The organism is Streptomyces phaeoluteigriseus (assembly GCF_001896135.2).
Lineage (GTDB): Bacteria > Actinomycetota > Actinomycetes > Streptomycetales > Streptomycetaceae > Streptomyces > Streptomyces phaeoluteigriseus.
In genome coordinates this window covers 629244-641555 of the sequence record NZ_MPOH02000011.1, presented here as the reverse complement: position 1 = coordinate 641555, position 12312 = coordinate 629244, and the positions used below count along the sequence as shown (strand labels likewise).

General features: G+C 72.5%; 8 protein-coding genes and 2 pseudogenes. 5 read left to right on the top strand and 5 right to left on the bottom strand.

Translation table 11 applies throughout. From position 1 onward, the window contains the following. Positions 1-181: 181 nt before the first annotated feature. The 5 genes and pseudogenes from BM536_RS13975 to BM536_RS13955 form a co-directional block, all read right to left on the bottom strand. The gene (locus BM536_RS13975; RefSeq protein WP_073499771.1) at positions 182-1492 is read right to left on the bottom strand and encodes a DUF58 domain-containing protein; all 1311 of its coding nucleotides are present in this window, start codon (positions 1490-1492) and stop codon (positions 182-184) included. Continuing rightward, the gene (locus tag BM536_RS13970) at positions 1492-2481 is read right to left on the bottom strand and encodes an AAA family ATPase (RefSeq protein ID WP_094102989.1); all 990 of its coding nucleotides are present in this window, start codon (positions 2479-2481) and stop codon (positions 1492-1494) included. The genes BM536_RS13975 and BM536_RS13970 overlap by 1 nt, the downstream gene beginning before the upstream one ends. Beyond that, positions 2481-3677: a DUF4350 domain-containing protein gene (locus BM536_RS13965; RefSeq protein ID WP_094102988.1), complete on the bottom strand. Its 1197-nt coding sequence runs from the start codon at positions 3675-3677 to the stop codon at positions 2481-2483. Before BM536_RS13965 ends, BM536_RS13970 begins: the two co-directional genes overlap by 1 nt. Next, complete coding sequence (locus BM536_RS13960) at positions 3674-4393, bottom strand: DUF4129 domain-containing protein (protein ID WP_425444641.1); 720 nt, start codon at positions 4391-4393, stop codon at positions 3674-3676. Before BM536_RS13960 ends, BM536_RS13965 begins: the two co-directional genes overlap by 4 nt. A 115-nt stretch (positions 4394-4508) precedes the next feature. Next, positions 4509-5833: pseudogene (locus BM536_RS13955) on the bottom strand (DUF7847 domain-containing protein). Positions 5834-5973: 140 nt separating this feature from the next. On the opposite strand from BM536_RS13955, the gene mtnA reads away from it, so the two are divergent. The 5 genes and pseudogenes from mtnA to BM536_RS41225 all read left to right on the top strand — a co-directional run. After that, positions 5974-7116, top strand: coding sequence for an S-methyl-5-thioribose-1-phosphate isomerase (gene mtnA, locus BM536_RS13950; protein WP_073499570.1), 1143 nt, complete (start codon positions 5974-5976; stop codon positions 7114-7116). A 160-nt stretch (positions 7117-7276) separates the two neighbouring features. Then, positions 7277-7966, top strand: coding sequence for a two-component system response regulator MtrA (mtrA, locus tag BM536_RS13945; protein WP_005316841.1), 690 nt, complete (start codon positions 7277-7279; stop codon positions 7964-7966). 1 nt (position 7967) lies between these two features. Continuing rightward, positions 7968-10046 (top strand): MtrAB system histidine kinase MtrB, encoded by a 2079-nt coding sequence (gene mtrB / locus BM536_RS13940; RefSeq protein ID WP_073499572.1) that lies wholly within the window; start codon positions 7968-7970, stop codon positions 10044-10046. Beyond that, positions 10036-11865 carry an LpqB family beta-propeller domain-containing protein gene (locus BM536_RS13935; protein ID WP_073499574.1) on the top strand — a complete coding sequence of 610 codons (1830 nt, stop codon included), beginning with the start codon at positions 10036-10038 and terminating at the stop codon, positions 11863-11865. Before mtrB ends, BM536_RS13935 begins: the two co-directional genes overlap by 11 nt. 157 nt (positions 11866-12022) lie before the next feature. Further along, positions 12023-12312, top strand: a pseudogene (locus BM536_RS41225) (ComF family protein); the annotation flags it as partial.

Genomic DNA, 12312 nt, shown 5'->3' with positions numbered 1-12312 from the left:
CGAACCCGGAAGCTAAGCCTTACAGCGCCGATGGTACTGCAGGGGGGACCCTGTGGGAGAGTAGGACGCCGCCGAACAATCTTTAGAAAACCCCCGTGCCTTCGGCACGGGGGTTTTCTGCTTTCCGCGTTTCATGGATTGGCGTTGGACGTAGGGCTCCCCTTGGGGAGCCCTTTTTGCGTTACAGGCGGCCGGCCGCTTTCAGTGCCAGGTAGGCATCGGCGAGTGCCGGTGCGAGCTCGCCCGGGGTGGCGTCGACGATCGTGACTCCGTGACGGCGGAGATTCTCCGCGGTGCGGTGACGTTCCGACTGGGCCTGGGCTGCCGCCGCTGCTTCGTACACCGCATCCGTGGTGCCTCGGGCTGCGGCCATGCGGGCGATGTGCGGGTCGGCCACCGAGGCCACCAGGACCGTGTGGCGTCGGGTCAGCTGCGGGAGGACCGGGAGGAGGCCCTCCTCGACCGGGGCGGCCTCGAGAGTGGTCAGCAGGACGATCAGCGAGCTGCGGGGGGCTGTGCGCAGCGCTGTGGCGGTGAGGCCGCGGGCGTCTGTCTCGACCAGTTCCGGTTCGAGGGAGGCCATGGCGTTGGTCAGGGAAGGGAGCACGTCCCGGGCGGTGCGGCCTTGGACGAGGGCGCGTACACGGCGGTCGTAGGCGAGGAGGTCGACGCGGTCGCCGGCGCGGGATGCCAGGGTGGCCAGGAGGAGGGCTGCGTCCATGGCGGCGTCGAGGCGGGGTGCGTCGCCGACCCGGCCCGCGGAGGTGCGGCCGGTGTCCAGGACCAGCAGGATGTGGCGGTCGCGTTCGGGGCGCCAGGTGCGGATGGCGACCGTGGTCCGGCGGGCGGTGGCGCGCCAGTCGATCGAGCGGGTGTCGTCGCCGGGGACGTACTCGCGCAGGCTGTCGAATTCTGTGCCTTCGCCGCGGGTCAGGAGGCTGGTGCGGCCGTCGAGTTCACGCAGACGAGCGAGTTTCGAGGGCAGGTGCTTGCGGCTGGTGAAGGGGGGCAGAACCCGTACGGACCAAGGAATCCTGTGGGTGCCCTGGCGCGAGAAGAGACGTAGGGGGCCGTAGGAGCGGATGGTGACGCGGTCGGCTTGGCGGTCGCCGCGACGGGTGGGGCGTAGGCGGGTGATGATGCGGCGGCGTTCGCCGGCGGGAACGGTGACCTCGTGGCGGGAGGCGGCGATGTCCGTGCCGGGCTGCCAGCTGCTGGGGGGCCAGGCGTCGCGGAGGTGGGCGCGCAGGGGGCGGCGGGAGGGGTTGGTGATCGTGAGGGTGACGTCCGCCGTGTCGCCGAGGCGTACCGAGGTGTCGCCGGAGCGGGTCAGGCGCAGGTGGCGTACGGGAGCTGCGAGGGCGAAGTCGCAGGCGCAGGCGACGGCGAGGGGGGCGTTGACGGCGAGGATGCCTGTCCAGCTGGGCTCCCAGATGCCGACGGGGAGGGAGCCCAGGGCCGCGAGGAGCGCGGTGCGTCCGGTGAGTGCCATCAGCGGGGAACGGGGACGTGGGTGAGGATCGCGGTGATGACCGAGTCGGCGGTGACGCCTTCCATCTCGGCCTCGGGGCGGAGTTGGACGCGGTGGCGGAGGGTGGGGAGGGCGAGGGCTTTGACGTCGTCGGGGATGACGTAGTCGCGGCCGGTCAGCCAGGCCCAGGCACGGGCGGTGGAGAGGAGAGCCGTTGCGCCGCGTGGGGAGACGCCGAGGGTGAGGGAGGGCGATTCGCGTGTGGCGCGGCAGATGTCGACGACGTAGGCCGTGATCTCGGGGGAGACGGTGGTCTTGGTGACCGCGGCGCGGGCGGCTTCCAGGTCCGCGGGGCCGGCCACCGGGCGTACGCCGGCTGCGCGCAGGTCGCGGGGGTCGAAGCCCTCGGCGTGGCGGGTGAGGACGTCGATCTCGTCCTTGCGGGAGGGGAGGGGGACGGTGAGCTTGAGGAGGAAGCGGTCCAGCTGGGCTTCGGGGAGGGGGTAGGTGCCTTCGTACTCGACCGGGTTCTGGGTCGCGGCGACCAGGAAGGGGTCGGGGAGGGGGCGGGGGGTGCCGTCGACGGTGACCTGGCGCTCCTCCATGGCTTCGAGGAGGGAGGACTGGGTCTTGGGCGGGGTGCGGTTGATCTCGTCGGCCAGGAGGAGGTTGGTGAAGACCGGGCCGGGCTGGAAGGAGAACTCGGCGCTGCGGCTGTCGTAGACGAGGGAGCCGGTGACGTCGCTCGGCATGAGGTCCGGGGTGAACTGGACGCGCTTGGTGTCGAGTTCCAGTGCGGAGGCGAGGGCGCGGACGAGCAGCGTCTTGGCCACTCCGGGGACGCCTTCGAGCAGGACGTGTCCGCGGCAGAGGAGGGCGACGACGAGACCGGTCACGGCGGCGTCCTGGCCGACCACGGCCTTGGCGATCTCGGCGCGCAGGGCTTCCAGGGAGGCGCGGGCGCTGCCCGGGTCCCCGGTGCTCCCGGCGTTGTCAGTGGTCGGGTCCATCATGGACGGCGTACCTCTCTTTCGAGGGCGTCGAGGTGGTCGGCGAGGGCGATCAGGCCCGTGTCGTCGGCGGGTGGCGGGCCGAAGAGGAGGGAGTGCAGGGGCTGTCCTTCTCCGTGGAGGCGGGCGGACAGAGCGGGGACGAGGGTCTCGGGCGTGTGCGCCTGGGTGACGGGGACGCCGACGAGAGGGGCGAGGCGGGTGCGGGTGGTGGAGCGAAGAGCGGTGGCCGCGCGGTCGCGCGCGTTGGCCTTGCGGTAGAGGCGGGCGCGGCCTTCGACGGTTTCGGAGGCGCGGATCGCGACGGGGAGTTTTTCGGGCACGAGGGGGCCGAGTCGGCGTGCCCGCCAGAGGGCGGCGAGGGCTGCCGCGACGAAGAGTTGCAGGGTGCCCCAGAGCCAGCCGGAGGGGATCAGGTCGAAGAAGCTCTTCTCCTCGTCCTGGTCCGTGACGGAGGTGTCGGAGAGCGAGGGGAGGTACCAGACGAGATGAGGGCGGGAGCCGAGGAGTTGGAGGGCGAGGGAGGCGTTGCCCTGCTCGTCGAGGCGGTCGTTGTGGACGATGTCGGGCGCGCCGAGGACGACGGTGTCGCCGTCGCCGGTGGTGTCCGGGACGCGTACCAGGGTGGCCAGGCGGTTGCTGGGGTAGCACTCGTCGGCGTCGAGGTGGGTGGTGGTGTAGCGGATGCCGCCGGTGTCGGCGCTGCCGGCGCTCTGTGCGGCGGGCAGTGTGCAGTCGGGGTCGAGGGTGGAGCCGCGGCTGGTGACGGGGTCCGCGGAGACGCCGGGGGCGAGGGTCTCGACGGACCAGGTGCCGGGTGCGACGAGGACCGTGCGGCCGCCGGAGTCGGCTGTCGCGGAGCGCAGTTGTCTCTGCTGGCGTTCCGTCAGCAGGTCGGGTGCGGCGACCAGGAGGGTGGTGCCGGGGCTCGTCGCGGTCCGTGCCTCGGCCAGGGTGGTGACGACGCGGGTGGAGACGCCGTGGTCGGCGAGGAGTTCGGCGACGGCGCGGCTGCCGTAGGGGTCGCCGGAGCGGGGGTCGAGGGCGCCGTGGCGGGCGTCGGAGCGGAGGGTGGCGATGACCGCGGCGCAGGCCAGGAGGCACACGAAGGCGAGGACGATGCCGCGCGAGCGGGTCCACACCTGGCGGGTGGTGGGCGAGACCGAGGTGGTGGGGGGCGTGGCCTCGGTGGTCATGGGGTCCCCTGGCGGGTGTGCTGGGGGGTGTTGGGGGTGCTGCTGTGGGTGAGTCGGGGCTTGGTGTTGTCCAGGTCGCGGTCGAGGTCGGCGATGCGGTGGTACGCCTGTTCGGTGGCGGTGCGGCCGCCGTATGTGACGTCGTCGAAGTCGCGTGCGGCGGAGCGGAGTCGGCCGGTGTGGTCGGGAAGGGTGTGGCCGGCTTCCGCGGCGGCCTCGTCGGCGGTGCGGCCGGGGCGGGTGTCGAGGAGGGCGCGTTCCTCCAGGGAGCGGACGATGGCGCGCATGCGTTCCTGGACGGCCTGGTTCCAGTGGCGCTGGGCGGCGTGTGCCTCGGCGGCGGCGCGGTGGTCGGCGGCGCTGCGGGGGCGGTCGTCGAAGAGGGCGGCTGCGGAGGAGGGTCGGCGGCGGGGGGTGCCGAGGCGCCACCACAGGGCGGCCACGACGGCGACGACGGCCAGGACGATGACGAGCAGGCCGAGCACTCCGCCCGGGGCGGCGGTCGAGGCGGCGCCGAACAGGTCTTCGAGCCAGTCCCAGAAGGTGTTCAGGGCCCGCTCGAACAGGTTGGGGTCGTTCTCGTGGTACAGCCGCTGGGACAGCTCGCGGCGGGCCGCCTCGCGTGCCGGGTCGCGCGGGATGGTCACCGGTGGTTCGCCGTCCGAGCGTGCCCACGACGGCGGCGAGCCGTCGGCCGCCCGCAGCAGGGCGTGCACGGCACGGTCGGCGGCACCGGACAGCGCCGCGGGGGTCGGGTCGGCCGTGCCGGGTGGCGGCGTGTGCGGGCCCGCCTGTGCCGCTGTGAGAACTCCCCCCGCAAGGCTCACCGCATCAGCTCCTGCCGGGGGTTCCGTAGCCCTGGACGCCGGCGGCGCGGGCCAGGTCGAGGTCGAGGGCCTCGCGGCGGATGCGCTGGTCGACGTAGAGGAGCACGGCGACGCCCGCCGTGATCGGGAAGGTGATCAGGGAGCCGATGACCGAGCCGATTCCGCTGACGACGAGGTAGGTCCAGCCGAGGTCGGCGCCGGCGTCCGTGAAGGCGCTGAGGCCGCCGGGGCTGAGCGCGGCGCCCAGGAGGGCGAAGGGCACGGCGATGATCATGGCGACGACGTTCGCGATGATCAGGGAGAGGACCTGGATGCCGAAGACCCGCCACCAGGAGCCGCGGACGAGCTTCGCGGATCGGGCCAGGGCCTTCTTGATGCCCTGCTTCTCCAGCATCAGCGCGGGCGGGGCGAGGGAGAAGCGGACCAGCAGCGACACCGCGACGAGGATCGATCCGATGCTGCCGATGGCCGTGAGGGCGTCGCCCGCGGCGCCGCCCAGGAGGGCGCCCGGCAGGACGCAGACGACGGCGATGGCGGTGACCATGACCAGCAGCAGGAGGATCAGGCCGAACAGTTTGAGCAGCTGGGGGCGGGCGTCGCGCCAGGCCTCGCCGGTGGTGACCGGCTTGCCGAGGACGGCGCGGCTGGTGACGGCGGTGAGGAGTGCGGTCGCCGTGATGGTGCCGACCAGGCTCACCAGGAAGATGACACCGGAGTTGAGCAGGACGGAGCCCATGGCGTCGAGTTGCTCGTCGACGGTGGCGCTCGCGTCGCCGAGGGCGGCCGTGCCGGCGGATTCGTCCAGCACCAGGCCTTGCAGGAGGACGACGATGACCTCGATGACGATGGCGACCGTGAGGGAGATGCCCAGGACTGTGCGCCAGTAGGTGCGCATGGTGGAGACGGCGCCGTCGAGGATCTCGCCCACGCCGAGCGGGCGCAGGGGGATGACGCCCGGCTTGGCCGCGGGCGGGGTGCCGCCCCAGCCACCGCCCCAGCCGCCGGGAGCACCGTATCCGCCGTATCCGCCCGGGCCCGTGGGGCCGTAGCCGGGGCCGGGTGGGCGGGCGTCGGCCGATCCACGGGGCGGGAACGTGGTGGCGGAGGGGCCTGGCCCGGGTTCGGGGGGCCCGTCGGCGCGGACCACTGGCCGGGCGGCGGCTGCTGCGGCGACCACTGCGTGCCGGGGCCCTGTGGCTTCTTGGCCGGCTGGTCCGCGGGCTGCGTGCCGCCGGGTCGGTCGGCGGGCTCGGGAGATGTGGACGTCCCGGGCTCCTGTCCGTCGGACGGGGCGGATCCGGGCGAGGCCCAGCCCGGAGTGTCGTTCATCGTCGCTCCTTCACGGTGCCCGTCCGCGGTCGCGGCGGCAGGTTGGGAGCCATCGTGCCATGGGGTGGTCCACGGTGGACCGGCCGCGGTCCGGGCTGCACACCTTCGATTGTCCGCCGGATAACGGGCACACTGACGGCATGGCTGATCAGTACGCGCAATCCGGTGATGACAAGCGGCCCACCGAGGTACCCGCGATCCGCTGGGAGGAACCACCCGAAGGTCCCGTGCTGGTGCTCCTGGACCAGACGAGGCTGCCGGCCGAGGAGGTGGAGCTGGTCTGTACGGACGCGTCGGCGCTGGTGGAGGCGATCGGTTCGCTCGCCGTGCGCGGGGCGCCGCTGCTCGGGATCGCCGGGGCGTACGGGGTCGCGCTCGCCGCCGCGCGAGGCTTCGCCGTGGACGAGGCGGCGGAGGCGCTCGCGGGTGCCCGGCCCACCGCGGTGAACCTGTCCGTCGGCGTGCGCCGGGCCCGCGACGCCTACCAGGCGGAGATCGTCAAGGGCGGCGGGCCCGAGCAGGGCGCCCGGGCCGCGCTGGCCGCGGCACGGCAGCTGCACCGGGAGGACGCCGAGGCCAGCGCCCGGATGGCCGAGCACGGGCTCGCGCTCCTCGACGAACTGCTGCCCGGCGGTGGGCATCGGGTCCTCACCCACTGCAACACCGGCGCGCTGGTGTCGGGCGGCGAGGGCACGGCGTTCGCGGTGGCTCTCGCGGCGCACCGGGCGGGCCAGCTGCGGCGGCTGTGGGTGGACGAGACGCGTCCGCTGCTCCAGGGTGCCCGGCTGACGGCGTACGAGGCGGCGCGCAGAGGGATGGCGTACACGCTGCTCACAGACAACGCGGCGGGGTCGCTGTTCGCGGCCGGTGAGGTCGACGCCGTGCTGATCGGGGCCGACCGCATCGCGGCCGACGGCTCGGTGGCCAACAAGGTGGGGAGCTATCCGCTCGCGGTGCTCGCCCGGTACCACCATGTGCCGTTCATCGTGGTGGCGCCGGTGACGACGGTCGACATGGAGACCCCCGACGGGGCGTCCATCGAGGTCGAGCAGCGGCCCGGGTTCGAGGTGACGGAGATGACCGCGCCGCAGGCGCCGGTGTCGGGAGTGGGCGGGGGGAATCCCGTGGCGCCGCTGGGGACGCAGGCGTACAACCCGGCGTTCGATGTGACGCCGTCCGAGCTGATCACGGCGATCGTCACGGAGGAGGGTGTCGTCTCGCCGGTGACGGCCGACGGGCTGGCGGAGCTGTGCGCCAGGTCGGCGCGGGTGACGACCGACTGAGCGGGACGCGCCGCCCTGTCGGACGGGCTCCGCCGGGGCCTCGGGGGCGGCGCTGACCGGGATGCCGGGGGCCGGGGCAGACAGTGACCGTTCCCTACGACTATCGTCACGGGCCAGTGACCCTGCTCACCAGCGCCACTGTCACTGTTATGAGAATGGGATGATGTCGTTTATGAAGGGACGAGTCCTTGTCGTCGACGACGACACCGCACTGGCCGAGATGCTCGGCATCGTGTTGCGTGGTGAAGGTTTTGAGCCGTCTTTCGTAGCCGACGGCGACAAGGCGCTGGCCGCTTTCCGTGAGGCGAAGCCCGATCTGGTGCTGTTGGACCTGATGCTGCCCGGACGGGACGGCATCGAGGTCTGCCGCCTGATCAGGGCGGAGTCCGGCGTGCCGATCGTCATGCTCACGGCCAAGAGCGACACCGTCGACGTCGTCGTGGGCCTCGAATCGGGCGCCGACGACTACATCGTGAAACCGTTCAAGCCGAAGGAGCTGGTCGCCCGGATCCGGGCGCGGCTGCGGAGGTCCGAGGAACCCGCTCCGGAGCAGCTCACCATCGGTGACCTCGTCATCGACGTGGCCGGTCACTCCGTGAAGCGCGACGGCCAGTCGATCGCGCTGACGCCGCTGGAGTTCGACCTGCTGGTCGCGCTGGCCCGCAAGCCCTGGCAGGTGTTCACGCGGGAAGTGCTCCTCGAGCAGGTCTGGGGCTACCGGCACGCCGCCGACACCCGCCTGGTCAACGTGCACGTACAGCGGCTGCGTTCCAAGGTCGAGAAGGACCCGGAACGGCCGGAGATCGTGGTGACCGTCCGTGGCGTCGGTTACAAGGCCGGACCGAGCTGACATGTCCAGGGACAGTGCCGCTTCGGCCCCCGGCCGGTCCGGGGCCCGTCCGGAGCGGCCTGTCGGCCCGGAGCGGGCGGGACCGCGCTCGCGCTTCGCGCACCTCTTCGACGGCGGGCTCCTCCAGGGCGGCGTGCACAACAGCCCCGTCCTGCGGCTGCTGCTGCGCTGGATACGCCGGCCGCTCCTGCCCGTCATGCGACTGTGGCGACGCAACATCCAGCTCAAGGTCGTCGCCACGACCCTGCTGATGTCACTGGGCGTCGTCCTCCTGCTGGGCTTCGTCGTCATCGGGCAGGTACGCAACGGGCTGCTCGACGCCAAGGTCAAGGCCTCCCAGAGCCAGGCCACCGGCGGCTTCGCCGTGGCCAAACAGAAGGCCGACGAAGCGGCCGGTTCGGCCGCCGACGGCGGCAACGGCGCGGACGGCCGAGCCTCCCAGAACGTCATCGAATGGATGAGCGAACTCGTGCTGTCGCTGTCCAGCGGCGGCCAGGGCGCCTTCGACGTGGTCACCCTGCCCCCCGGCGACGACAGCGGCGGCGGACGCGGGCCGCGGGCCTCCGGCTCCGTCGACCCCAACAAGAGCGTCCCCGACGTCCTGCGCGAGCGCGTCAACAGCAGCACCGGCGCCGTCCAGAGGTACTCCCGCATCATCTACCTCAGCGACAAGGAGTCCCAGCCGGCCCTCGTCATCGGCAAACGGGTCAACGACCCCAACGGCGACCCCTACGAGCTGTACTACCTCTTCCCGCTCACCCAGGAGGAGAAGTCCCTCAGCCTCGTCCGGGGCACCCTCGCCACCGCCGGACTCTTCGTCGTCGTACTCCTCGGAGCCATCGCCTGGCTCGTCGTACGCCAGGTCGTCACACCTGTGCGGATGGCCGCCGGGATCGCCGAGCGGCTCTCCGCCGGACGCCTCCAGGAACGGATGAAGGTCACCGGCGAGGACGACATCGCACGGCTCGGCGAAGCCTTCAACAAGATGGCGCAGAACCTCCAGCTGAAGATCCAGCAACTGGAGGACCTCTCACGGATGCAGCGGCGGTTCGTGTCCGACGTGTCGCACGAACTGCGCACACCCCTGACGACCGTACGGATGGCCGCCGACGTCATCCACGAGGCCCGCGAGGACTTCGACCCCGTCACCGCCCGCTCGGCGGAACTCCTCGCCGACCAGCTCGACCGCTTCGAGTCCTTGCTCGCCGACCTGCTGGAGATCAGCCGCTTCGACGCGGGCGCCGCCGCCCTCGAGGCCGAACCCGTCGACCTGCGCGAAGTCGTGCGCCGCGTCGTCAGCGGAGCCGCACCCCTCGCCGAACGCAAGGGCACGTCCATACGCGTCCGCGGCGACCAGCAGCCCGTCGTCGCCGAGGCCGACGCCCGCCGCGTGGAACGCGTCCTGCGCAACCTCGTCGTCAACGCCGTCGAACACGGCGACGGCAAGGACGTCGTCGTCAAGCTCGCCAGCGCCGGAGGGGCCGTCGCCATCGCCGTCCGCGACTACGGCGTCGGACTCAAGCCCGGCGAGGCCACGCGCGTGTTCAGCCGCTTCTGGCGCGCCGACCCGGCACGCGCGCGTACCACCGGCGGGACCGGCCTCGGGCTGTCCATCGCCCTGGAGGACGCCCGCCTGCACGGCGGCTGGCTCCAGGCCTGGGGCGAACCCGGCGGCGGCTCACAGTTCCGGCTCACCCTGCCCAGGACCGCGGACGAACCCCTGCGGGGCTCACCGATACCCCTGGAACCCAAGGACTCCCGCCGCCACCGCGGACTCAACGAAGCCGGCCTGCCGCGCGGCGGAAGCGAGAAGAGCGCCACCGTGCCGGTCCAGCCCGCCGACGAGCGGCGATCCCCCGGCCGGGCACCCCTCACACCCCGGCAGGGCACCACGGCCCCCACCGCCGACCCGACGGCACTGCCCGGGAACGGCGCACGCGTCGTACCCCGGCCCGCCTCCGGCGCACGCCCCCAGGACCCGCCGACCAGGGACAAGACACACGGTGACGCAGCACCCGGCGCGGCGGACCGGGAAACCGACGGCGCGGACCAGCATGGGGAGGCATTTCGTGGGCGCTGACCGCGAGGGGGGCCGCCGGCGCACGCCGGTGCGCGGGACGGCGTACGCCGTCTGTGGCGTCGTACTTCTGGCGGGATGCGCCTCGATGCCCGACAGCGGCGACCTGCGCGGCGTGGAATCCACCCCCCGCCAGGAGACCCAGGTACGGGTCTTCGCCCTGCCACCCCGCGACGACGCACCGCCCGCCGAAATCGTCCAGGGCTTCCTCGAAGCCCTGACCAGCGACGACCCCGGCTACTCGACCGCCCGCCAGTACCTCACCGCCGGCGCCGCGCAGCAGTGGGAACCCGAACGGTCCACCACCGTCCTCGCCGACGGGCCGGGCACCCAGGCCGACCGCTCGGGCGGCAGGGAGGACGGCGACGAGTTCGCGTTCCGACTCACCGGCACCCGCGTCGCCACCATCGACGCCCAGCAGTCGTACACACCCGCCTCCGGCAACTACGACCAGACGGTGCACCTCACGCGCGACGAGAAGACCGGACACTGGCGCATCGACTCGCTGCCCCAAGGCGTCGTCATGGGCAAGTCGGACTTCCAGCGCAACTACATGTCGCTCAACAAGTACTACTTCGCCTCCCACACCACGTCCGCCGGTTCCGGACAGCCCATGGCCGTCGCCGACCCCGTCTACGTCCGCGAACGCGTCGACCCCATGACCCAGACGGTGCGCTCCCTGCTCAACGGACCCACCAGCTGGCTGCGCCCCGTGGTCCGCTCCAGCTTCCCCACCGGCACCGCCCTCACCAAGGGCGTCACCTCACTGGCACCCGACGACCAGAACAAACTCACCGTGCCGCTCAACGACAAAGCGGCCCGCATCGGGCACGGCAAGTGCGACGAAATGGCCGCCCAACTGCTGTTCACCCTCCAGAGCCTCAACCCCACCGTCGACGAGGTCGAAGTACGCGCCGGCGGAAACCAGCTCTGCTCCCTCACCGAGGACCGGGCCGCCGCCGTCGCCGAACGCGGCGCCGAGCACCGACCCGACTACCTGTACTTCATCGACGCCCGCCACCGGCTGGTCCGCATGACCAACGCCGGCGACAGCGCCCGATCCGAACCCGTACCCGGCACCCTCGGCGACGGCACCAAGGCCCTGCGCTCCGTCGCCGTCGCCCGCGACGAACACAGCGCGGCCGGCGTCGCCCTCGACGGCAAGACGCTCTACGTCACCTCCACCGTCGCCGGAAACTCCCTCGGCGACCCCGTCCTCCAGAGCAAGGGCAAAACCGAGACCGACCGCCTGACGACACCCAGCTGGGACGGCCAGGGCGACCTGTGGGTCGCTGACCGTGACCCCGCCGATCCGCGCCTGCTCCTCCTGGAGAAGGGCGCCGGCGAGCCGCTGGAGGTCCTCACCCCCGGCCTCGACGGACGGATCAACACCGTACGGGTCGCCGCCGACGGCGTACGGATCGCGCTCGTCGTCGACCAGGGCGGCAAGCAGTCCCTGCTCATCGGACGCATCGAACGCGACACGAGCGGCGAGCGGCCCACCGTCGCCGTCCAGGAACTGCGCTCCGCGACCCCCGACCTGGAACAGGTCACGGCCATGTCATGGGCCGGGGACAACAGGCTCGTCGTCGTCGGCCGCGAAGCCGGCGGAGTCGAACAGGTCCAGTACGTCCAGTCCGACGGCTCGATCCCCGAGACCGGGACCCTCCCCGGCCTCACCGAGGTCACCAGCATCGCCGCCTCCGAGGACAGCGAGGCCCCGCTCTTCGCCACCTCCAAGGAAGGCCTGCTGTGGCTGCCGGGGGGAAGCGGCTGGCGGACGCTCAAGGAGACCGGGTCGGTCGCGTTCTATCCGGGCTGAGGCCGGTCGCTTCATCGCCGGGGCGCGGCGCCTCGCCCGCCTGACGAGGCGACCGTACGACCTGCTTTTCAGACCTACCCCCGGTTATCCACAGCCGCCCCGCCGACGTTTTCCACAGGGGTGGCAGGCCGTCGCCGCCCTCGGCACAGTGATCCGTGTGGAAAGCGTCCGACGGTGGTGGCACGACCTCTCCGGCCTGGTACTCCCGGCCGAGTGCGGCGGCTGCGGCACGGCGCGCACGGTGCTCTGCCCCGAGTGCCGCGCGCGCTCCAAGGCGGTACCCCCCGCCGCGTCCGGCCGGACCCCCGAGCCGCCCGGGCTGCCCGCCGTGCACGCGGCCGCCCGGTACGCGGACGAGGTACGAGCCGTGCTGCTGGCCCACAAAGAGCGCGGCGCGCTGGCGCTGACGCGACCCCTGGGGGCGGCGCTGGCGGGGGCGGTGCGGGT